This window comes from Bacillus sp. 37MA (assembly GCF_000372765.1).
In the GTDB taxonomy this organism is placed as follows: domain Bacteria; phylum Bacillota; class Bacilli; order Bacillales; family Domibacillaceae; genus Domibacillus; species Domibacillus aminovorans.
In genome coordinates this window covers 3,148,362-3,170,607 of sequence record NZ_KB889752.1, presented here as the reverse complement: position 1 = coordinate 3,170,607, position 22,246 = coordinate 3,148,362, and the positions used below count along the sequence as shown (strand labels likewise).

19 protein-coding genes, 1 pseudogene and 1 other annotated feature are annotated in these 22,246 nt (G+C 41.5%); of the genes and pseudogenes, 13 read left to right on the top strand and 7 right to left on the bottom strand.

From position 1 onward, the window contains the following. Nucleotides 1-168 (bottom strand) — a sequence feature (16S ribosomal RNA rRNA prediction is too short). Between the two features lie 326 nt (nucleotides 169-494). The 7 genes from A3M5_RS0117350 to dnaA form a co-directional block, all read right to left on the bottom strand. Next, entirely contained in the window at nucleotides 495-1,577 is a 1,083-nt protein-coding gene (locus A3M5_RS0117350; RefSeq protein ID WP_018395062.1) for an HD-GYP domain-containing protein, read from the bottom strand. Between the two features lie 106 nt (nucleotides 1,578-1,683). Beyond that, nucleotides 1,684-4,155 (bottom strand): DNA gyrase subunit A, encoded by a 2,472-nt coding sequence (gyrA, locus tag A3M5_RS0117345; RefSeq protein WP_018395061.1) that lies wholly within the window; start codon nucleotides 4,153-4,155, stop codon nucleotides 1,684-1,686. 199 nt (nucleotides 4,156-4,354) lie between these two features. Continuing rightward, entirely contained in the window at nucleotides 4,355-6,274 is a 1,920-nt protein-coding gene (gyrB, locus tag A3M5_RS0117340) for a DNA topoisomerase (ATP-hydrolyzing) subunit B (protein ID WP_018395060.1), read from the bottom strand. A gap of 38 nt (nucleotides 6,275-6,312) precedes the next feature. Then, nucleotides 6,313-7,431 (bottom strand): DNA replication/repair protein RecF, encoded by a 1,119-nt coding sequence (recF, locus tag A3M5_RS0117335; protein WP_018395059.1) that lies wholly within the window; start codon nucleotides 7,429-7,431, stop codon nucleotides 6,313-6,315. A gap of 26 nt (nucleotides 7,432-7,457) precedes the next feature. Further along, nucleotides 7,458-7,697, bottom strand: coding sequence for a S4 domain-containing protein YaaA (yaaA, locus tag A3M5_RS0117330; protein WP_018395058.1), 240 nt, complete (start codon nucleotides 7,695-7,697; stop codon nucleotides 7,458-7,460). Nucleotides 7,698-7,804: 107 nt separating this feature from the next. After that, nucleotides 7,805-8,941: a DNA polymerase III subunit beta gene (gene dnaN, locus A3M5_RS0117325; RefSeq protein ID WP_018395057.1), complete on the bottom strand. Its 1,137-nt coding sequence runs from the start codon at nucleotides 8,939-8,941 to the stop codon at nucleotides 7,805-7,807. Between the two features lie 190 nt (nucleotides 8,942-9,131). Further along, complete coding sequence (gene dnaA, locus A3M5_RS0117320; RefSeq protein ID WP_018395056.1) at nucleotides 9,132-10,481, bottom strand: chromosomal replication initiator protein DnaA; 1,350 nt, start codon at nucleotides 10,479-10,481, stop codon at nucleotides 9,132-9,134. A 585-nt stretch (nucleotides 10,482-11,066) separates the two neighbouring features. On the opposite strand from dnaA, the gene rpmH reads away from it, so the two are divergent. The 13 genes and pseudogenes from rpmH (at nucleotide 11,067) to ychF (ending at nucleotide 22,174) form a co-directional block, all read left to right on the top strand. Beyond that, nucleotides 11,067-11,201, top strand: a complete 135-nt coding sequence (rpmH, locus tag A3M5_RS0117315) for a 50S ribosomal protein L34 (protein WP_018395055.1) — start codon at nucleotides 11,067-11,069, stop codon at nucleotides 11,199-11,201. Between the two features lie 72 nt (nucleotides 11,202-11,273). Further along, complete coding sequence (rnpA, locus tag A3M5_RS0117310) at nucleotides 11,274-11,609, top strand: ribonuclease P protein component (protein ID WP_018395054.1); 336 nt, start codon at nucleotides 11,274-11,276, stop codon at nucleotides 11,607-11,609. A gap of 56 nt (nucleotides 11,610-11,665) precedes the next feature. Next, entirely contained in the window at nucleotides 11,666-12,415 is a 750-nt protein-coding gene (gene spoIIIJ, locus A3M5_RS0117305) for a YidC family membrane integrase SpoIIIJ (protein ID WP_018395053.1), read from the top strand. Between the two features lie 213 nt (nucleotides 12,416-12,628). Beyond that, nucleotides 12,629-14,014 carry a tRNA uridine-5-carboxymethylaminomethyl(34) synthesis GTPase MnmE gene (gene mnmE / locus A3M5_RS0117300; RefSeq protein WP_018395052.1) on the top strand — a complete coding sequence of 462 codons (1,386 nt, stop codon included), beginning with the start codon at nucleotides 12,629-12,631 and terminating at the stop codon, nucleotides 14,012-14,014. 27 nt (nucleotides 14,015-14,041) lie between these two features. Next, on the top strand, nucleotides 14,042-15,934 hold the full coding sequence (mnmG, locus tag A3M5_RS0117295; RefSeq protein WP_018395051.1) for a tRNA uridine-5-carboxymethylaminomethyl(34) synthesis enzyme MnmG: 1,893 nt from the start codon (nucleotides 14,042-14,044) through the stop codon (nucleotides 15,932-15,934). Between the two features lie 12 nt (nucleotides 15,935-15,946). Beyond that, on the top strand, nucleotides 15,947-16,663 hold the full coding sequence (gene rsmG, locus A3M5_RS0117290; protein WP_018395050.1) for a 16S rRNA (guanine(527)-N(7))-methyltransferase RsmG: 717 nt from the start codon (nucleotides 15,947-15,949) through the stop codon (nucleotides 16,661-16,663). Between the two features lie 63 nt (nucleotides 16,664-16,726). Further along, complete coding sequence (noc, locus tag A3M5_RS0117285) at nucleotides 16,727-17,569, top strand: nucleoid occlusion protein (RefSeq protein WP_018395049.1); 843 nt, start codon at nucleotides 16,727-16,729, stop codon at nucleotides 17,567-17,569. Nucleotides 17,570-17,705: 136 nt separating this feature from the next. After that, nucleotides 17,706-18,467 carry a ParA family protein gene (locus A3M5_RS0117280; RefSeq protein ID WP_018395048.1) on the top strand — a complete coding sequence of 254 codons (762 nt, stop codon included), beginning with the start codon at nucleotides 17,706-17,708 and terminating at the stop codon, nucleotides 18,465-18,467. Further along, nucleotides 18,460-19,308, top strand: coding sequence for a ParB/RepB/Spo0J family partition protein (locus A3M5_RS0117275; protein ID WP_018395047.1), 849 nt, complete (start codon nucleotides 18,460-18,462; stop codon nucleotides 19,306-19,308). Before A3M5_RS0117280 ends, A3M5_RS0117275 begins: the two co-directional genes overlap by 8 nt. Before the next feature lie 181 nt (nucleotides 19,309-19,489). Further along, a pseudogene (locus tag A3M5_RS26230) lies at nucleotides 19,490-19,707 on the top strand (ABC transporter permease); the annotation flags it as partial. Nucleotides 19,708-19,783: 76 nt separating this feature from the next. Next, complete coding sequence (locus tag A3M5_RS0117265) at nucleotides 19,784-20,704, top strand: mechanosensitive ion channel family protein (RefSeq protein ID WP_018395045.1); 921 nt, start codon at nucleotides 19,784-19,786, stop codon at nucleotides 20,702-20,704. Next, nucleotides 20,704-20,904, top strand: a complete 201-nt coding sequence (locus tag A3M5_RS0117260; RefSeq protein ID WP_018395044.1) for a DUF951 domain-containing protein — start codon at nucleotides 20,704-20,706, stop codon at nucleotides 20,902-20,904. Before A3M5_RS0117265 ends, A3M5_RS0117260 begins: the two co-directional genes overlap by 1 nt. Before the next feature lie 169 nt (nucleotides 20,905-21,073). Beyond that, nucleotides 21,074-22,174, top strand: coding sequence for a redox-regulated ATPase YchF (gene ychF / locus A3M5_RS0117255; protein WP_018395043.1), 1,101 nt, complete (start codon nucleotides 21,074-21,076; stop codon nucleotides 22,172-22,174). Nucleotides 22,175-22,246 lie beyond the last annotated feature (72 nt).

Genomic DNA, 22,246 nt, shown 5'->3' with positions numbered 1-22,246 from the left:
TGGTGAGCCGTTACCTCACCAACTAGCTAATACGCCGCGGGCCCATCCTGCAGTGACAGCCGAAACCATCTTTCAAAAGAAGATCATGAAATCTTCGATATTATTCGGTATTAGCCCCGGTTTCCCGGAGTTATCCCAATCTGTAGGGCAGGTTGCCCACGTGTTACTCACCCGTCCGCCGCTAATCTAAAGGAGCAAGCTCCTTTAGATCCGCTCGACTTGCATGTATTAGGCACGCCGCCAGCGTTCGTCCTGAGCCAGGATCAAACTCTCCAAAAAGTGTTTGACTTGCTCATTTGTTTATCTGCAGATGACAGGCATCTACCAGATAAGATTTAAAACTAAAACGTTGACGTTTTTATTGATTTTGTTCAGTTTTCAATGTTCAATTTGTTTATTTCCCGCCGTCATCATCAGGCGACTTAAATAATATACCACGGTTATATATAGAGAGCAAGTCTTTTTTAATAATAAATTAATAAAAACAGCCACTTTTATTTTAATGACTGTTTCCCTATCACTTTTTCAATATGTAAATCTCTTCTTTTCAACATGTCAATGACCTCTCCATTAGATAATTGAATGAGCGGTCTCATTCGATACATTTGATGAACAAACAACACTTTTCCTTCATTGCCATCCGATAACTCAACTATTGTCCCCGGTACTAAATTAGCTACAATTGAAAATAGTGCGTTCATAATAGGAAGATCGAATTTCCCGAATAAATCTTCTTGAATAAACTCAACCGCTTTAAAAACAGACTGTCTATCTTGAAACAATCTGTCTGTTGTTAACGCATGGTATGTATCAGCAATTCCTACAATCTGCGCAATTGGATGTATTTTATTCCCCTTTGCTCCCGTTGGATAACCCGACCCGTCTATGCGTTCATGATGTTGATAAATAGCAAGTTTTACTTCAGGCTTTAACAGCTTTAACTCTTTCACCATACTGTAACTGGAAATTGGGTGATTTTGAATATCTTTATATTCTTGCTCCGTCAGGGCAGTTGTTTTATTTAAAAGAGAAGAATTAATTTTGGACATGCCAGAATCAGCAAGAACACCGGTTAAAGCTACCTGCACAATCATTCCTTTTTCATAATTCATTTTTTGCGCGATCATTCCACACAAAATGCCAAGCGATGCTGTGTGATGAAATAAATACTCTTCCTTTTTTGAAAAAGAAGAAATTCTATACAACTGTTTTGGATTTTCAAGTACATATTCTAGAAGCGGTAAAATGATCGTTCTTATCCTCGCAATTTCTACATTCATTCCTGATTGCCATTTATGAAACTCTTCTTTTATTCCTTTAAATGTTTTATAGTACTGCTGCTCCAACATATCAATGTTTGGACTGAACTCATTTAATGAGGCAGCAAAATAAATAGACGAAAGAGGATTTTCTTCTGGAGGAACAACATCAACAAATTTAATGGAGAATAATTTTAAAAATCGGATGTGCTGTTCAGTCAAAATAGTTCCTTTTAAAATGATAGGGTGATCAGTGCTGGCAAGCACCGCTTCATTAACATGCCATCCCTGCTGCAGATCTTCTACTTTCACAAACATGTACCTTGCCCCCTTTATTGAGTCTTTATACCCAATTATAATAAACATTATACTTAATTGATAGACAAAAAAGCACAGGTATGTTGAAGTCCCTGTGCTTGATTCATTATTCTTCTATTTCCTCTATTTCTGTTTCGATCACTTCTTCGTCTTCCTTCTCTACTTTCGCTACAGTCGCAACTGTTTCTTCATTGCCAAGACGAATGAGTTTGACCCCTTGCGTACTACGGCCAGTAATGGAAATACCGCCGATATCCATTCGGATCATGACGCCGCCCATTGTGATCAGCATGAGATCCTCTTCACCTGTCACAGTTTTCACAGCAATCATCGGGCCATTCTTTTCTGTAATATTGCACGTTTTTAATCCTTTACCACCACGCGTTTGAATACGATAATCCGATTCATGCGTTAGTTTGCCATATCCGTTTTCAGTGACGATTAAAATATACTCATTGTCTTCAACAAGCTCCATACCAACTGCATGATCGTCATCTGACAACCTGATTCCTCTTACACCTGTTGATGTTCTACCCATCGAGCGGACATTATCTTCTGGAAAACGAATGAGCATTCCTTGCTTTGTTCCTATGACGATATGTTTTTGACCGTCTGTTAATCTAACTGATATGAGTTCATCATCTTCACGAATATTAAGCGCAATTAAACCGTTTGTACGAATATTGGCATAATCCATAAGCGGCGTGCGTTTCACGATTCCTTGCTTCGTCGCAAAAAACAAAAACGCATCTTCTGTAAGCTTCTCAACAAATAGCATCGAATTGACCCATTCATCCTGCTCGACACCGAGTAAGTTTACAAGTGGAATACCTTTTGCTGTTCGGCTATACTCAGGAATTTGATACCCTTTTAGACGGTACACTTTCCCTTTGTTTGTGAAAAAGAGAATCGTATCGTGTGTCGACGTTGTTAACAATTGCTCCACAAAGTCATTTTCATTCGTACCCATCCCTTGAATACCACGTCCACCCCGGCGCTGACTTCGGTACGTTGAAACAGGCAGACGTTTAATATAGCCTTTATGCGTTAATGTGACGATAATTTTTTCGACTGGAATTAAATCTTCGTCCATTATATCACCTGGTGCACCATCGGTAATTTCTGTGCGGCGCTTATCGTTAAATCGCTCTTTAACCTCAGTCAACTCTTCGCGGATAATTTCCAGTATTTTTTCTTCATCTGCTAATATTGCTTTTAATTCAGTAATAATAGCCATCAAACTTTGATATTCTTCTTCAATTTTTTCACGTTCAAGCCCCGTCAACCTCTGAAGACGCATATCCAGAATAGCCTGTGCTTGCTTTTCTGACAAACCAAATTGTTCGATTAATCCTGCTCGTGCAAGATCTGCTGTCTGCGAACCGCGGATAAGTGAGATAATGCGATCGATATGGTCAAGCGCGATACGGAGCCCCTCTAAAATGTGGGCACGTGCTTCCGCTTTATTCAACTCAAACTGTGTACGACGGCGAATGATCTCTTGCTGGTGAGCAAGATAATAAGTCAAGCATTCTTTTAAGCTAAGTACTTTAGGATGACCATCTACGAGTGCCAGCATGTTAATACCAAAACTCGTTTGCATCGCTGTATATTTATATAAATTATTTAAAACGACACTTGCATTCGCATCGCGGCGTATTTCCATCACAATCCGCATGCCTTCGCGGTCAGATTCATCACGAAGATCAGTAATGCCATCAATTTTTTTATCGCGGACTAATTCTGCAATCCGCTCGATTAGTTTTGCTTTGTTTACTTGATATGGAATTTCATGAACGATAATCGTTTCTTTTCCATTTGCTTTTTCTTCAATTTCGGTCCGCGCACGTAAAATAATAGAACCACGCCCTGTTTCATACGCGCGGCGAATACCGCTCCTACCCATTAAAATACCAGCCGTTGGGAAATCAGGGCCAGGTATGTATTCCATTAATTCAAGTACGGTCAACTCCGGATTTTTACTGATTGCAAGAAGCGCATCGATTACTTCGCCAAGCTGGTGTGGTGGAATATTGGTTGCCATCCCGACGGCTATACCAGATGCACCGTTCACAAGCAGATTTGGAAAACGCGCTGGCAAAACGATCGGTTCACGTTCAGAACCGTCATAGTTATCTTTGTAATCAATTGTATCTTTATTCAAATCACGTGTAATTTCCATCGCAATTTTTGACATACGTGCTTCTGTGTAACGCATAGCCGCCGCTGCATCCCCGTCGACAGACCCGAAGTTTCCGTGTCCATCCACGAGCATATAGCGATAGTTAAAGTCCTGCGCCATGCGTACCATCGTTTCATAAACAGCCGAATCACCGTGTGGGTGATACTTACCAATGACATCCCCGACGATCCGTGCTGATTTTTTGTACGCTTTATCAGCGGTCATACCGAGGTCATTCATTGCATATAAAATGCGGCGGTGCACAGGTTTCAAGCCGTCACGCACGTCTGGAAGCGCTCTGGAAACGATAACGCTCATCGCATAATCTAAAAATGAAGAACGCATTTCTTGACTTATATTAATCTCTTTTACATTCGAGCGTGGCGTATCAGCCATGTAAAAATCCTCCCTTTTAAAAAAGTGGGAGCGCCCGCATTAACGGGCGCCATTTTAATTTATCCCGCATTAACAGGCAGTAAGGCCCCACGAAAAAGAAAGATAAGCGGGGTTCAACTACCCGTAAATGCCCGATTGTTTCGGACCTGGGTCACAAAGGTATCGAGACAGAATGTCGTGCTCTTAACCTTTGTTCTGTTTATATATCGAGATTTTTAACATAACGTGCATTATCTTCAATAAATTGACGGCGCGGTTCGACTTTATCGCCCATTAAAATTTCAAACGTTTCATCCGCTTCCATTGCATCTTTTAATGTTACCTGAAGCAATGTACGCCACTCAGGATCCATCGTCGTTTCCCATAACTGGGTCGGATTCATTTCACCAAGACCTTTATATCGTTGCAATATCGGTTTGGCATTAGTAGGGAGTGACCCCATCACTTCGTTAAGCTCATGATCATTATAAGCATAACGAATGTGCTTTCCTTGCTGCACCTTGTATAATGGCGGCTGTGCAATGTATACGTAACCTGCTTCAATTAACGGACGCATGTAGCGGAAAAAGAAAGTTAAAAGCAGTGTTCGGATATGCGCACCGTCGACATCAGCATCCGTCATAATAACTAATTTATGGTATCTCGCTTTTGATAGATCAAATTCTTCGCTAATTCCTGTACCGAGCGCTGTGATCATCGCGCGCACTTCATTATTTGACAATATTTTATCAAGACGAGCTTTTTCAACGTTCAAGATCTTCCCACGCAGCGGCAAAATCGCCTGAAAGTGACGATCACGGCCTTGTTTTGCAGATCCACCAGCCGAGTCACCTTCTACAATGTACAATTCACTGATTTTCGGGTCACGCGATGAACAGTCTGCAAGTTTCCCTGGAAGACTAGATATTTCAAGTGCGCTTTTACGCCTCGTTAATTCACGTGCTTTCTTCGCAGCTAAACGAGCGCGTGCTGCCATCGTGCCTTTTTCAACAATTTTACGCGCGGTATTCGGATTTTCAAGCATGAATGATTCAAAACGACCTGCAAAAACAGAGTCCGTTACCGTACGTACTTCCGAGTTGCCCAGCTTCGTTTTTGTCTGCCCTTCAAATTGCGGATCTGGATGTTTGATCGAAACAATGGCTATTAGTCCTTCACGGACATCTTCACCGGATAAGTTTGTATCAATGTCTTTCACTAAGCCATTTTTGCGGGCATAGTCATTCACAACACGTGTCAGTGCCGTTTTGAAGCCGACTTCATGTGTTCCGCCTTCATGCGTATTAATGTTGTTCGCAAATGAATAAATATTACCGACATAGCCGTCATTGTACTGAAAAGCTACTTCGACTTGGATGCCTTCCCGCTCACCTTCCATGAAGATTGCTTCTTCATGAAGCACTTCTTTTGAACGGTTTAAATGCTCCACATATGATTTAATTCCACCTTCGTAGTGGAACTCATTTTGTCTTCCTTCTTCCCGTTTATCTTCCAGTGTAATTTTAAGTCCACGATTTAAGTACGCTAGCTCGCGCAAACGCTGTGTAAGTATATCGTAGTCATATTCGAGTGTTTCGGTGAAGATTTCAGGATCTGGACTGAAATGAATATGCGTACCAGTAATGTCCGTCTCTCCAACCACTTTCAAGTCTTCTTGTGGAACACCTTTCTTAAAAGCCATGTAGTGAATTTTTTCATCGCGATGTACATATACTTCAAGGATCATTGATAGTGCGTTTACAACAGATGCTCCAACACCGTGAAGTCCACCTGATACTTTATAGCCACCGCCGCCGAATTTACCGCCTGCGTGCAGAACAGTTAAAATGACTTCAACAGCTGGACGGCCCATTTTTTCTTGATTATCAACTGGAATACCTCGTCCGTTATCTTTTACGGTTATGCTGTTATCTGCTTCAATGATGACGTTGATTTCTGTACAGAAGCCGGCAAGTGCTTCATCAATACTATTATCGACGATTTCCCAGACGAGGTGGTGAAGACCTCTTGCACTCGTCGAACCGATATACATACCCGGACGTTTTCTAACGGCTTCGAGTCCTTCAAGCACCTGTATTTGATTAGCGTCATAGGAAGGTGTCGTATTTTGTTGGTCCATTGTCAAATCCAGTCACCTTCTCCTTCAATAAATTGATATTACTTTATTTGTGTAATCGCTCCGTCTGTCACATTGTAAGCGGAAGCGGCGTTTAATGTATCATGCTCAATGCCATCCGTGTTCGTCGTCGTCACAAATGTCTGTACTTTTCCATGAATCGTATTAAGCAAATGCGACTGACGGTAATCATCGAGTTCAGATAACACATCGTCAAGCAATAAAATCGGATATTCACCGATTTCCGATTGTATTAATTCAATTTCAGCAAGCTTGACAGCAAGCGCTGTCGTACGCTGCTGCCCTTGTGAGCCGAATGTTTGAATGTTTTTCTCGTTCACATAAAAAAGAAGATCGTCTCGATGCGGTCCAGTCAATGTTACCCCACGATCCACCTCTTTTTTGCGCCCTTTTTGAAACAATTCTTCAAGAATGGACTGCATCTGTTCATCACTGTGCTCCTGTGAGACCCCCGCAGCCGGTTCATATAAAATAGTAAGTGACTCAATACCACGTGAAATGCCTGAGTGGAGCGGTCCCGCCCATTTTTGAAGCATACGAATAAATTCAAAACGCTTCTTCATCACTTTTACAGCTAGTTCAATCAGCTGATCTGTAAGTACATCAAGCATCGTATAATCAGATGCTCGTTTCGTCTGAAGCTGCTTTAAATAATGATTCCGCTGCTGCAGCACTTTATGATAAAGACTTAAATCATGTAAATAAACAGGCGATACCTGTCCAATTTCCATATCAATAAAACGTCTTCTTACCTGTGGACTGCCTTTCACAAGCGTCAAGTCTTCCGGCGCAAACATAACGACGTTCATATTACCGATATACTGGCTCAAGCGCGTCTGTTCAAGATGATTCACTTTTGCTTTCTTTCCTTTTTTTGAAATGATTAGTTCAAGCGGGAGCGATTGGTGTTTTTTTTGCACTCGCCCTTTTATTTTAGCATACTCCGCTTCCCAGCGAATTAAATCTTTATCATTCGACGTTCGATGCGACTTAGCCATCGCCAGCACGTAAATAGATTCGATCACATTTGTTTTCCCTTGTGCATTTTCACCGATGATGACATTAACAGTATCATCAAATTCAATGAGCATCGATTCGTAATTACGATATTGTTCCAGAGCTAGTTGTTCAATGTGCATGTGTGCATAACACCTTTCGCTGACAGTTAATCGATCTCTTCCTCTGATCCAAATGCCACTTCATACACGCCGTCCCCTGGAATTTCCACACGGTCTCCTTCCCGCAGCTTCCGTCCTCTGCGGTTATCTTCTTCGCCGTTTATATACACATCATGCTCACTTAAAAACCATTTTGCCATGCCGCCCGTTTGAATCACGCCGGCAAGCTTCAAAAATTGACCGAGCGTAATAAAATCCGTATCAATCCCTACTTTTTTTGTTGTCATCTTTTCTATTCCTCCGTTCAAAAAGCCAATACTTTAATTTTACTAAATAATCGCCGCAAATACAAAAAAAAGCAGAGCCTTCATGCTCCGCTTTTCAATTGGATTTATCAATACGTACGAACAGGCAAAATTAATTGTAATGTCGAGTCATCATGAAGCGGCCGAATGACGAATGGACGCATCGCACCTGTAAACTGAATATCAATTTCAGTTCCTTCAAGAGCTTTCAGTGCATCCATCATATATTTCGCACTGAATGAAATTTTTAATTCTTCGCCTTCTGTTGAAATACTGTTCACTTGCTCGGTTACCTTTCCAATTTCAGGAGAATTAGACGAAATTTCAATTGCTCCCTCTTCACTGCTGCTCATTTTCACAACGTTATTTCGCCCTTCACGCGCTAAAAGTGAGGCACGATCTATAGCTTGTAAATATTCTTTTGTATTCAGTTCCATTTTCGTTTTGTACTCATCCGGAATAAGGCGGCTCGTGTCCGGATAATTGCCCTCAAGCAAACGTGAGAAAAATAGTACATGTTTTGAACGGAAAAGCACTTGATTATCCGTCATAACAATTTCAACCGGCTCATTCGTATCATCCAAAATTTTGCTTAGTTCCGTTAAACTTTTCCCCGGAATGACGACATTGTACTCACCCTCTGGCAGCCCTTCTGCTGACGTTTTACGCATAGCAAGACGATGACTGTCTGTTGCAGTACAAATAAGTGTTCCATTTTCAATCTCCCAGTTAACACCCGTCAAAATTGGACGTGTTTCAGAAGTTGATACAGCAAAAACGGTTTGACGAATTAATGTTTTGACAAGATCGGCTGGCAATTTAAACACATTTTCAACGTCGATTTGTGGCAAATGAGGATATTCATCTGCATCCTGTCCATTCAAACTGAATTCAGCATGCCCTGAACGAATGATTGTTTGAAACGATACAGTTGTTTCAAATTCGATTGTCGATGCAGGCAGTTTACGGACGATTTCACTAAAGAATCGTGCATTTAATACAATGCCACCTGTTTCTTCAACGACAGCAATCGATGTTTCTCCTTCATCTTTTGGAATGAACGATTCAATCGAAATATCAGAGTCACTCCCTGTCAACGTAATACCGTCATCGGAAGCGTGAATCTTAATACCTGTCAAAATGGGAATTGTCGTCCTGGAACTGACAGCTTTTAATACATCTTGCACACCTTGAGCAAGGCGATCTTTTTGAATGGAAAATTTCATGTTTATCCCTCCATCAGTATATTTGAATAATTTTTATTAGGAAACTCATTCTTTATTTATATATTAATAAAATAATAGTCGTAGTAGTAGGGCTTGTTGATTTGTGGATAACTATGCGAAAACGAAATAAAGACAGTCTATCCACATGTGGACAGACTGTTGATAATCGTCCCTTATTGTTCACAAGTTATTAAGCTTTTAAAATGGATATGATTTCTTTTACTTTATCTTGAAGCATCGGATCTGTGTCGAGCAATTTTGATATTTTCTCGTGTGCATGAATGACTGTTGTATGATCTCGTCCACCAAACTCTTCACCAATTTTAGGCAGTGAAAAATCTGTTAGTTCACGTGATAAATACATCGCGATTTGTCGTGGGAAAGCTACCATTTTTGTTCGTTTTTTCGCTTTGAAATCTTCTAGACGGATCTCGTATTGTTCGCCAACTACCCGTTGGATATCCGGGATTGTTACTACTTTTGGTTTCGCTCCTGGAATAATACTTTTCAATGCTTCTGCAGCTACACTTGCATTTACTTCTTTGCTGATCATTGAAGAATAGGCGACAACGCGGATGAGTGCTCCTTCGAGTTCACGAATATTTGTATCAATTTGATTGGCGATATAAAGCATTACTTCATTGGGCACGTCCAAGTTTTCAGCACGCGCCTTTTTACGTAAAATGGCAATTCTCGTTTCTAAATCTGGCGGCGTAATGTCCGTGATGAGCCCCCATTCAAAACGTGAACGGAGCCGGTCTTCAAGTGTTGGAATTTCTTTTGGAGGCCGGTCGCTTGAGATGATGATTTGCTTGCTTTCTTCGTGCAGCGTATTAAACGTATGGAAAAATTCCTCTTGTGTTTGTTCTTTCCCAGCTAAAAATTGAATATCATCAATAAGTAGCACGTCTACACCCCGGTACTTATTTCGAAATTCTACGGCTTTATTGTCACGGATCGAGTTAATAAATTCGTTTGTGAACTTTTCTGATGATAAATAAACAACTTTTGCCCCGGGATTATGTTCAATCACATAATGGCCGATTGCATGCATTAAGTGTGTTTTTCCTAGCCCGACACCACCATAAATAAAGAGTGGATTATAGGCTTTTGCAGGCGCTTCTGCAACAGCAAGGGAAGCGGCATGGGCAAAACGGTTACCTGATCCGATAACGAATGTATCAAATGTATATTTGGGATTCAGCATGCTTTGAATGGTATCCTGTCCGTTGCCTTTTTGATTTTTAGGTTCTGTTGTATGTTTTGGAGGCACATATGCATCGAAATCATGGACATCCGGAGAAATAAAGTAAACATCGAGCTTTTCGCCCGTTAAATCGCCGATGATATCGGACATAAGATGTGTGTAATGGCCTTCGAGCCAGTCCCTATTAAAAAAATTGGGGGCAGCAACAACAATAGCATTCTCGTGAAGAGAATGAGCTTTTGTTGACTTCACCCATGTGTCGTAGCTTGGTTTGCTTATTCTCGTTTGAATGCTCTCAAGTACTTTGTTCCAGAGATCATCAATATTTTCCATGTGGCACCTTCTTTCTCGTTCCTAGCATATCTTGTTTAATAATTGTACAACATAAATAGGGATGAATTCATAATTATACATGACAATGATTGTGAATAAATATATAATAGGATGAAAGTAGTTTTTCGACAAAATCCACAAACTGTAGATAAAGTTGAAAACAACTTGTATATAGTTTTTCCACAAATTATCCACAACTGTGGATAATTTGTGTCTGTAAATATGTTATCCAGAGTGAAAACAAAATAATGATAGCAGAAATAATGAGTAGTTGCAATGATTGGAATGGATTATCCACAGGATAAAAAATGGTGTTTAAAACATTGTCCACAGGGTGAGGACTTGTGAAGAATGGAAAGAAGAAGTTGTGGATAATCAAAAGTACTGTCGAATACTGTCCACAATGCCAGACCATTCAACAAAATATGCATACTGCATAATTGAATTCCACAGAGAAAAGACAGTAAAATAAAGTAGATCAAACCTGTTTTTAAAATTCAGTTGACAGGATGGACCTACGTACTTATAATTGAAAAAGACTGTTTTGAAAATATGAATTTGAAAACCTCAGGGAGGTGTTTTAATATGAAAAGAACGTTCCAGCCTAACAGACGTAAAAGAAGCAAAGTTCATGGTTTCCGCACACGTATGAGTTCTAAAAATGGCCGCCGCGTTATCGCGAGCCGCCGTGCAAAAGGCAGAAAAGTACTATCTGCATAAGACCACTGACCATTTCAGTGGTCTTTTTTTCTAAAGTCATTGTGCGAATGAAAGAAGCAGCAGGTGTTATAGATGAAAAAATCATTTCGAATAAAAAAAAATGACGATTTTCAAATGGTCTTCAGTAAAGGAAAATCGTTTGCAAATCGCCAGTTTGTTGTTTATATGCATGAGAAAAAACAGAATGTACCATTCCGAATCGGCCTGTCGGTCAGTAAAAAAGTTGGCAACGCCGTTGTGCGCAATCGGATTAAGCGATACATAAGACAAAGTTTCATGGATCTAAAGACAGATGTCTCGCCAGGCTATGAGTTCATTATCATAGCGAGAAAACCGGCCGCGGATATGACGTGCAACGAAGTGAAAAGCAGTCTTATGCATGTGCTAAAACTGGCGAAAGCGCTGTAAGGAAACAATTGAACAAGCAAAATAAAGAGTAAGCTAATGACAGGGGGCGTAACAGTTTGAATAAAAAAACGCTTTCAATCCTGATTCTGGCTCTTTTTTCTGTATTGCTTGCTGGCTGTACAGAAATCAATCAGGAAATTACAGCGAACAGTGAGGGATTTTGGAATGAGTATATTATTTATCCGCTCTCACTATTTATTACGAAAACGGCTGAAGTAGTCGGGGGATATGGCTTAGCCATCGTCGTCGTAACGATCATCATTCGGATCGTTATTTTGCCGCTTATGATCAAGCAGACAAAAAGTGCCAAAGCAATGCAGCTGCTGCAGCCTGAAATGGCAAAGCTTAAAGAAAAATACAAGTCAAAAGATGCACAATCACAGCAAAAACTGCAGCAGGAAACGATGGCACTGTTTCAAACACACGGTGTTAATCCAGTTGCGGGCTGTTTACCGCTTATCGTTCAAATGCCGATTATTATCGGTCTTTATCAGGCTATTATGAGAACAGGCGAAATTAAAAATCATACATTTCTCTGGTTTGATCTCGGTTCACCCGACATTATTTTGTCGATTCTTGCAGGTGTCTTTACATTTTTCCAGCAAAAATTGATGATGGCTGGAACAGCGAATCAAAACCCGCAGATGGCAATGATGCTCTGGCTTATGCCGGTTATGATTATCGTCTTCGGAATCACACTCCCAGCGGCGCTTTCATTATACTGGGTTGTCGGTAGTATTTTTATGATTGTTCAAACGCTCATTATTAATGGGCCGAACAAACCAAAAGCCCCATCCATTACGTAACAAAAGACATTGTCTCTTTAGGCAATGTCTTTTTTATATATAGAAAAAGGGGTATTGTTCCTTTTTTTTGTTGGTTCTTTTTTGAAGTTATCAACATGTGGATGAATTCCGTCTTTTTTTCAACGTCTGGCTGTGGTATTCTATTTATTTAGGAAATGAAATTGAAGCCAATGGCTACTATAGATAAAAAGTAAGGGGAGAGGGGTGAATTGAATGGAATTTGATACAATTGCAGCAATTTCGACACCGTCTGGGGAGGGAGCGATTGCAATCGTCCGTTTAAGCGGCGACGCGGCCATTCAAATTGCCGATAAGGTATTTCATGCACCTGGAAATAAAATGTTGTCCACAGTGCCGACTCATACAATTCATTATGGCCACTTAATTGATCCATCCACAGGACATAATGTGGAAGAAGTGATGGTTTCTATAATGAAAGGACCGAAAACTTTTACACGTGAAGATGTCGTCGAAATCAATTGTCATGGGGGCATGACGGCGGTCAACCGTGTGCTACAAATTGTGTTGAATGAAGGAGCACGTCTTGCTGAACCAGGAGAATTCACAAAGCGTGCTTTTTTAAACGGCCGGATTGATTTGTCGCAAGCTGAAGCAGTTATGGATCTGATCCGTGCGAAAACGGATAAAGCAATGAATGTTGCACTTAATCAAGTAGAAGGGCGCTTATCGAAACTTATTCAAACATTGCGACAGGAAATTTTAGAAACACTTGCGCATGTAGAGGTGAACATTGATTACCCGGAATATGATGATGTGGAAGAAATGGCCCATGATGTACTCCTTGAGAAATCGCGGTTCGTTCAAATTGAAATTGAAAAACTTTTGAAGACAGCGGAACAGGGAAAAGTGTTACGTGAAGGATTGTCCACAGTGATTATTGGACGGCCGAACGTAGGGAAATCTTCTTTATTAAATGCGCTCGTTCAGGAAAATAAAGCTATTGTAACTGATATACCGGGTACGACACGTGATATTATTGAAGAATACGTAAACGTACGCGGTGTACCGCTTAAACTTGTCGATACAGCCGGTATCCGGGAAACGGAAGACATTGTTGAACGAATTGGTGTCGAACGCTCGCGTCAAGTGCTGGCAAAAGCGGATTTAATTTTACTCATGCTTAATTATTCAGATGAATTAACAGCTGAAGATGAAGCGCTGTTTGAAGTGATCAACACGATGAATGCAATTGTCATCGTCAATAAAACAGATTTGCCGCCGAAACTTAATATGAACCGTGTGAGGGAATTGGCAGAGCATAAGACGATACTGACAACATCACTGCTTGCAGAGCAAGGAATTGATGCACTTGAAGAAGCGATTGCTGCATTGTTTTTCTCGGGTGCTGTCGGTGCGCAGGATATGACGTATGTGTCAAATTCGCGTCATATCGCCTTGTTGAAACAGGCGTATTCATCGATTACAGATGCCATTAATGGGGCAGAATCAGATGTGCCAATTGATATTATTCAAATTGATTTAACAAGAACGTGGGAACTGCTTGGTGAAATTATCGGTGAAAGTGTACAGGACGGTTTAATCAATCAACTGTTTTCGCAATTTTGTCTCGGGAAATAAACGAGAAATAGGAAGGAAGAAATAGTTATGAAACAATATGCAGCGGGAGAGTATGACGTTATTGTCATTGGGGCTGGCCATGCGGGCGTAGAAGCGGGGCTAGCTTCAGCGCGTCTTGGTGCAAAAACGCTCATGATCACGCTTAATCTCGATATGATTGCGTACATGCCATGTAACCCGTCTATCGGCGGTCCAGCCAAAGGTGTCGTCGTACGGGAAATTGATGCACTCGGCGGCGAAATGGGAAAAAATATTGATAAAACGCATATTCAAATGCGTCTTTTGAATACAGGAAAAGGACCTGCTGTACGTGCGCTGCGTGCGCAGGCAGATAAAGTTCTGTATCAGCAAGAAATGAAAAAAACAATTGAGACGGAACCAAATGTAAAAATCATTCAAGGAAAAGTAGAGACATTGATCGTAGAAGATGGTGTGTGTCGCGGTGTCATTACACAAACGGGCGCGCGTTATGAAGCAAAAGCGGTTATCGTGACGACCGGTACGTTCTTGCGTGGCGAAATTATCATTGGTGAGTTGAAATATTCCAGTGGTCCGAACAATCAACAGCCCTCCATTCGCTTGTCTGAACATTTGCAGGAACTTGGATTTGAAATGAAGCGATTTAAAACAGGGACGCCTCCGCGTGTAAATAGCTTGACAATCGACTATTCAAAAACAGAAATTCAGCCAGGTGACGATGTGCCGCGTGCGTTCAGTTACGAAACAACTAAATTTATTACGGATCAAATGCCATGCTGGCTCACGTATACAAGCCCCGAAACGCATCGTATAATTAATGCAAATTTGCACCGTTCGCCGATGCACTCAGGAATGATTGATGGAACGGGTACGAAATACTGTCCATCGATTGAAGATAAAATTGTTCGTTTTAATGATAAGCCGCGTCATCAAATTTTCCTCGAACCAGAAGGAAGAAATACAGAAGAAGTGTATGTGCAGGGAATGTCATCAAGTCTTCCGGAAGAAGTGCAAATGGAAATGGTACGGAGTGTTCCAGGTTTGGAAAAAGCAGAGATGATGCGTGCAGGCTATGCCATTGAATATGATGCGATCGTTCCGAATCAGCTCTGGCCAACGCTTGAAACGAAGCGTGTAAAACAGCTTTATACAGCTGGTCAAATTAATGGGACGTCTGGATATGAAGAAGCAGCCGCGCAAGGTCTAATGGCGGGCATTAATGCAGGATGCAGCGTGCTAGGCAAGGAAGAAGTTATTTTGAATCGTTCTGATGCATACATCGGTGTATTAATCGATGACCTTGTGACGAAAGGAACGACAGAACCGTACCGTTTGCTCACATCGCGCGCAGAACACCGGTTATTGCTTCGCCACGACAATGCGGATTTGCGTTTGACGGAAATTGGATATAACACTGGCCTTATATCAGAAGAACGGTATCGTCGTTTCATAGCGAAAAAAGAAGCGATTATAACGGAACTTGAACGGTTAAAAGTGTCAATGATTAAACCGAATGAATACACACAGAACATCATTCGTGAAGCGGGTGGCAGTGAGTTAAAAGACGGTATTCGCGCCGCAGACCTGCTTCGCCGCACTGAAATGACATATGAGCATATTAAACTGCTCACACCGCCAGAAGTTCCACTTAGTGCGGATGAAGAAGAGCAGATTGAAATCCAAGTAAAATATGAAGGCTATATTGAAAAATCGCTCCAGCAAGTAGAGCGTGTGAAAAAAATGGAGAATAAAAAAATTCCGGCTGACATTGATTATGATGAAATTACAAATATCGCCAATGAAGCACGAACGAATTTAAAATTAGTGCGCCCATTGTCCATTGCACAGGCTTCACGTATTTCAGGCGTCAATCCAGCTGACATTTCCATTTTGCTCGTCTATCTCGAACAAGGCCGTGTTGCACGGACTGGAAGCGAATAAGGAAGGTACCATATGAAAATCGATCAATTTCAATTAGAGCTCGCAGAAAAAGGGATTTCTCTATCAAGCGAGCAAATGAATCAATTTCAGCATTACTATGAACTGCTCATCGAGTGGAATGAAAAAATGAATTTAACAGCTATTACAGATCGGGAAGATGTATATGTGAAACATTTTTATGACTCATTGACCGCTGCGATGTACACCGATTTAACAAAACCGCTCCGCATCTGTGATGTTGGTGCAGGAGCTGGTTTTCCAAGCATTCCGTTAAAAATCGCATTCCCTCAGCTCGACGTGACGATTATTGATTCGCTTAATAAACGAATTACCTTTTTAAACAAACTTGCTTCAGAATTGAAGTTAGAAAATGTTCATTTTGTACACGGCCGGGCAGAAGAAATGGGACAAAATCCGGCACAACGCGGACAGTATGACATCGTTACAGCACGCGCGGTCGCCCGTATGTCCGTTTTAACGGAGCTGTGTCTTCCATTTGTGAAAACGGGCGGTGCCTTCGTTGCGATGAAAGCCGCAAGCGCTGCAGATGAAATGGAGAATGCTTCAAAAGCGATTACCGTTCTTGGTGGGAAAACAGAAGACATCTTTTCATTTCGTCTTCCTATAGAAGACAGCGAGCGGACCATTATTGTGATCCGTAAAGAAAAAGAAACACCGAAAAAGTATCCGCGTAAACCGGGCACACCAAATAAAGCACCAATTGAATAATGCTAGCAGGAACAGAACGCAGCGTGGCGAATACTATCTTGAGATGGAGAAGGTGGTGTAGTCATGAAGCGTTCTTTTTCCCATATATTTGGAGGGAAAACTGAGTCGTCATCTGCTGTAGAAATAATGCCAGCAGATGAAGTGAGAGAACTTGCTGTGGAGTGGATCGAACCAAATCGGTTTCAGCCGCGCGTTGTCTTTCAAGAAGAGAAAATTCATGAGCTTGCGTCAACGATTGCCGTACATGGCATTATTCAGCCGATTGTCGTTCGTCAGCTAGAAGAAGACCGCTATGAAATTATTGCAGGCGAAAGAAGATACAGAGCGGCAATGAGTCTCGGACATTCCGCTGTTCCAGTCATCATACGTTCGTTTACAGATGAACAGACAGCGTCTGCAGCTTTAATTGAAAATGTGCAGCGTGAAGATTTGTCGCCGATTGAAGAAGCAATTGCTTATAAAAAACTGCTCGATTTAAGCGAGACGACGCAGCAATCACTTGCAGCTATGGTCGGGAAAAGCCAGTCGTTTATTGCGAATAAGCTTCGTCTACTAAAGTTGCCGGAAGATGTGCAGCAGGCAGTTGCTGAGAAACAGATTACAGAACGGCATGCACGTGCTTTACTGCCACTTAAAAAGCCGCAGATACAAAGTGATTTGCTGCAAATCATACAAGCTAAACAGTTGAATGTGAAGCAAACAGAAGACCGTGTTGTGAAAATGCTTGAAAAAGAACAGCCGAAGCCACGTAAAAAAGCGATCAGCCGTGATATTCGTATTGCGGTCAATACAATCCGGCAGTCGCTCTCTCTCGTCCAGCAAAGCGGTATTAATGTAGAGCAGTCAGAAGAGGAAAGTGATGAATTTTATCGGATTACGATTCAAATACCGAAAAAACCGAGATAATGACGAATAAAAAGCCTTTTTTGCTAATCTTCTAGTCAAAAAACGGCTTTTTTCTTATGGAAAAAAGGCAAAATGGTAGTCGTTTTGTTAGAATAAGAGATAGACAACACCGACAGATGAAAGCAGGTGAATTCCATTGGGAAAAGTAATTGCGATCGCCAATCAAAAAGGCGGCGTAGGTAAAACAACAACATCCGTTAATCTAGGGGCTTCTCTTTCCTCATTGGAAAAGAAAGTTTTGCTTCTTGATATCGATCCCCAAGGCAACGCGACGAGTGGTGTTGGTATTGAAAAGGACCGTGTTGAACAGTGTATTTATGACGTTCTTATCGATGATGTAGAACTGGCAGATGTTATAAAACCGACAACAGCAGAAGGGATGTATTCCGTTCCTGCCACGATTGCACTGGCTGGGGCAGAAATTGAACTTGTGTCCGTTAGTTCACGTGAAAAGCGGCTTGAAAAAGCGCTTGAACCACTTCGTGACAGTTTTGATTATATTTTAATCGACTGTCCGCCATCGCTAGGATTATTAACTATAAACGCATTAACAGCAGCCGATTCCGTCTTAATACCTGTTCAATGTGAGTATTATGCTCTTGAGGGATTAAACCAGTTGTTAAATACTGTGAGTCTCGTTCAAAAGCATTTAAACAAAGATTTATATATTGAAGGTGTACTACTTACGATGTTTGATGCGCGGACAAATTTGAGCATTCAAGTCGTCGACGAGGTGAAAAAGTATTTTCGGGATAAAGTATATCGAACTGTTATTCCACGTAATGTGCGCTTAAGTGAAGCGCCAAGTCATGGAAAACCAGTCATGCTTTACGATGCCCGTTCACGCGGTGCAGAAGTGTATCTTGACTTTGCGAAAGAGGTGGCAGTACATGGCTAAAGGACTTGGGAAAGGTTTGGATGCGCTATTTAAAGATTTAGGACCGGATAATAATAATAATACCGTTCAAGATATTTTTGTTAAAGACATCCGTCCGAATCCGCATCAGCCAAGGAAGTTTTTCAATGAAGAAGCAATTGAAGAACTAAAGCAGTCCATTCAATCACACGGTATCATGCAGCCAATCGTGCTTCGCAAAAGTATTAAAGGCTATGAAATTGTCGCCGGTGAGCGTCGGTACCGTGCTGCAAAAGCCGCCGGCTTAGCAGAAGTACCGGCTATTGTGAAGGAATTGACGGAAGAGCAAATGATGGAACTTGCACTTATTGAAAACTTGCAGCGTGAAGATTTAACCGTCATGGAAGAAGCTGCGGCTTATCAAATGATTATCGATAAATTAAATTTTACACAGGCGGAGCTTGCTGCACGGATCGGGAAAAGCCGTCCTCACATTGCGAACTACGTCCGTCTGCTTGGATTGCCAGCAGAAATTCAAGTTTTTATCGCTAAAGGCAAGCTTTCGATGGGACACGCTCGTGCACTTCTTGGTGTGAAACAAAAGGATCAGCAAAATGAAATAGCGCAAAAAGCCGTATATGAAGGCTGGACGGTGCGCCAGATGGAAGACTGGATTCGTAAACTGAATGAAAATGTTTCACGTGAAACAAAACCGGTGAAAAAAGATGTGTATATCATTGACCGGGAAGAAGCCCTACGCGCACGTTTTGGTACATCGGTGCAAATCCGGCAGTCGAAAAAAGGTGAAAAGGGAAAAATCGAAATTGAATATATGTCCATTGATGATTTAAACCGTATTTTAGAAATACTTGACCAAAAATAGTAGAGTGAATAGGTCGTCTCGTTTCATTTGTTCTATAAATACAGCATTATTTTAACGATTATCGTATTGATTGCTGTTTTTACGTCATTAAATCCGGCTTTTATTAGCGGAGAGAATGTGCTAACCGTTTTACGGTCCATTTCAAACGTCACGATTATTGCGGTCGGTGTAACGATTTCACTATATAATGGATTCTGTCGCCGCTGCGTTTATCCGTTTTTGGTGCGGGCAAACCGAATGCGCTCGGTACGTTCACCGGTGCAGTGCTGATCGGTATTTTACAAAACGGGCTTGTTATGATGTTAGTCCCGTATTACGCTATGGATATCGTGAAAGGATCTATACTTACTTGTCTTTACCTTTGCTCTCGCGTACTATAAGCAGACACATTCAAGATAAGGCGCATAGCTGTAAATGAGCGCCTGATCCTGTTAAAATAGTGACAACATAAGAAGCAGGAGAAGGAGGGCTTGTTTTGGAAGAATCATCATTATCGACATATCAGCGCGCTCTCGAAAAATTATGGGCTAAATTTACGAATGAAGAGACGTGGCTTGCGTTCGGTGAAGGAACGATTAAAATTACGTTAACGATTCTCGCCGCCATGGTCATTGTGAAAGTTGGCAAACTTGCGATTCGCAACTTTTTTGTAATTCGTTCGAAAGCGCCGCTTACCTTTTCAGAACGACGCGAAAATACGCTTTTAAAGTTGATTGAAAATGTATTGGCATACGTAGTCTACTTTATTGCGCTTGTTAATGTACTGGCTATTTTATCGTTTGATGTAAAAGGATTAATTGCCGGTGCTGGTGTGCTTGGTTTAGCGATTGGTTTTGGTGCACAGAACTTAGTCCGTGACGTCATCACCGGATTTTTTATTATTTTTGAAGATCAGTTTTCCGTCGGTGATTTTGTCCGCATTGGCCAGTTTGAAGGAACAGTTGAAGAAATTGGGCTCCGCACGACGAAAATTAAAAACTGGACGGGTGAGTTACATATTTTACCGAATGGAAGTATCGTTGAAGTGACGAATTTTTCACTTCACAACAGCGTAGCCGTCGTTGATGTAAGCATTGCTTATGAAGAAAATATTGCAGAAGCAGAAAGGGTTATTGGTGAGTTGCTTGAAACGCTTCAAGCGAAATATCCAGAAATCGTTGCGACCCCGAAACTGCTAGGCATTCAGATGATGGCGGCAGCTGATGTAACACTGAGAATTACGGCAGAAACAACACCAATGAATCATTATTATATTGCCCGTATGATTCGAAAAGATATAAAATTGTACTTAGATGAACAAGGCATTGAAATTCCGTATCCGCGTATGGTCATGTATTCAAAAACGGACGAACCGGAAACGGAACAGAAAAAGTCGAAAAGCGGGGGGGCAACTTGATGGAAGAGAAGCAATTTGAATTAAACGACGTTGTTGAAATGAAAAAACCCCATCCATGCGGTACGAACCGGTGGAAAATTATCCGTCTCGGCATGGATATCCGCATTAAATGTGAAGGCTGCGGTCACAGTGTTATGCTACCGCGTCGTGAATTTGCGAAAAAAATGAAAAAAGTACTCGAACAGAGCAGCGGCGAATGAGCTGCTCTTTTTTGTGAAATTGCCTTTTTCCCTCTCAGTCCATATAATAGGGAAAGGTTGAAAAAATAATTTCGTTCGTGGGCCCGTAGGAAGCGGGTTGCGAAGGCGTTGCGGCAAGCTGCCACGAATTTAGCCTTTGATCCTTTTAAGAAAATAAGGAGTGAATAATATGGCATTAACAGCAGGAATTGTTGGACTTCCAAATGTTGGGAAGTCGACATTATTTAACGCGATTACAAAAGCAGGAGCAGAATCGGCGAACTATCCGTTCTGTACGATTGACCCGAACGTCGGCATCGTAGAAGTGCCAGATGAGCGTCTCACGAAATTGACAGAAATGGTAACACCGAAAAAGACGGTCCCGACTGCATTTGAATTTACCGATATTGCGGGCATCGTAAAAGGAGCCAGCAAAGGGGAAGGCCTTGGCAATAAATTTTTGTCTCACATTCGAGAAGTCGATGCAATTTGTCAGGTTGTCCGCTGTTTTGATGATGAAAACATTACACACGTATCCGGAAAAGTTGATCCGATTGATGATATCGAAGTCATTAACCTTGAATTGATTCTCGCTGATCTTGAATCGGTGGACAAACGTCTTGCACGTGTAGCGAAACTAGCCAAGCAAAAAGATAAAGATTCAGTAGCAGAACATGACGTACTCGTGATCATAAAAGAAGCACTTGAAGCGGACAAGCCTGCCCGCTCCATTGAATTCACAGATGATCAGCAAAAAATTGTGAAACAACTGCATTTGCTTACAGCGAAGCCAATGCTATACGTAGCCAATGTAAGTGAAGAAGAAATTTCAGACCCGTCAGGCAATGAGCATGTACAAAAGGTACGTGATTATGCGGAAGGTGAAGGATCTGAACTCATCGTCATTTGCGCAAAAGTGGAAGAAGAAATTGCGGAGCTGGATGATGATGAAAAAGCGATGTTTTTAGAAGAACTGGGCATTGAACAATCGGGTCTTGATCAATTAATTAAAGCCGCGTATTCATTGCTTGGTCTTGCCACATATTTTACAGCAGGTGTGCAGGAAGTACGGGCATGGACATTCCGCCATGGCATGAAAGCACCCCAATGTGCCGGCATCATCCATACGGACTTCGAACGCGGATTCATCCGTGCGGAAACCGTTTCTTACGACGATCTCGTGTCAAACGGTTCAATGACAGCAGCTAAGGAAGCGGGAAGAGTGCGTCTTGAAGGAAAAGAGTATGTGATGAAAGACGGGGACGTTGTTCATTTCCGCTTCAATGTATAAAGGATCGAAAAGGAAAACAACATTTCTTTATTGTGACTTGAGAAACTGACCAGTCACGGTAAATATCGATTA

What these genes read in the sequence shown, in the direction of transcription:
- dnaN (WP_018395057.1), bottom strand. Translation starts at nt 8,941, where the DNA reads ATGAAATTTTCCATTCAAAAAGATCGCCTTGCTCAAGGTGTGCAAGAT.
- mnmE (WP_018395052.1), top strand. Translation starts at nt 12,629, where the DNA reads ATGGAATTTGATACAATTGCAGCAATTTCGACACCGTCTGGGGAGGGA.
- rpmH (WP_018395055.1), top strand. Translation starts at nt 11,067, where the DNA reads ATGAAAAGAACGTTCCAGCCTAACAGACGTAAAAGAAGCAAAGTTCAT.
- gyrB (WP_018395060.1), bottom strand. Translation starts at nt 6,274, where the DNA reads ATGGACCAACAAAATACGACACCTTCCTATGACGCTAATCAAATACAG.
- rsmG (WP_018395050.1), top strand. Translation starts at nt 15,947, where the DNA reads ATGAAAATCGATCAATTTCAATTAGAGCTCGCAGAAAAAGGGATTTCT.
- gyrA (WP_018395061.1), bottom strand. Translation starts at nt 4,155, where the DNA reads ATGGCTGATACGCCACGCTCGAATGTAAAAGAGATTAATATAAGTCAA.
- yaaA (WP_018395058.1), bottom strand. Translation starts at nt 7,697, where the DNA reads ATGACAACAAAAAAAGTAGGGATTGATACGGATTTTATTACGCTCGGT.
- rnpA (WP_018395054.1), top strand. Translation starts at nt 11,274, where the DNA reads ATGAAAAAATCATTTCGAATAAAAAAAAATGACGATTTTCAAATGGTC.
- mnmG (WP_018395051.1), top strand. Translation starts at nt 14,042, where the DNA reads ATGAAACAATATGCAGCGGGAGAGTATGACGTTATTGTCATTGGGGCT.
- ychF (WP_018395043.1), top strand. Translation starts at nt 21,074, where the DNA reads ATGGCATTAACAGCAGGAATTGTTGGACTTCCAAATGTTGGGAAGTCG.
- dnaA (WP_018395056.1), bottom strand. Translation starts at nt 10,481, where the DNA reads ATGGAAAATATTGATGATCTCTGGAACAAAGTACTTGAGAGCATTCAA.
- A3M5_RS0117275 (WP_018395047.1), top strand. Translation starts at nt 18,460, where the DNA reads ATGGCTAAAGGACTTGGGAAAGGTTTGGATGCGCTATTTAAAGATTTA.
- recF (WP_018395059.1), bottom strand. Translation starts at nt 7,431, where the DNA reads ATGCACATTGAACAACTAGCTCTGGAACAATATCGTAATTACGAATCG.
- A3M5_RS0117350 (WP_018395062.1), bottom strand. Translation starts at nt 1,577, where the DNA reads ATGTTTGTGAAAGTAGAAGATCTGCAGCAGGGATGGCATGTTAATGAA.
- A3M5_RS0117260 (WP_018395044.1), top strand. Translation starts at nt 20,704, where the DNA reads ATGGAAGAGAAGCAATTTGAATTAAACGACGTTGTTGAAATGAAAAAA.
- noc (WP_018395049.1), top strand. Translation starts at nt 16,727, where the DNA reads ATGAAGCGTTCTTTTTCCCATATATTTGGAGGGAAAACTGAGTCGTCA.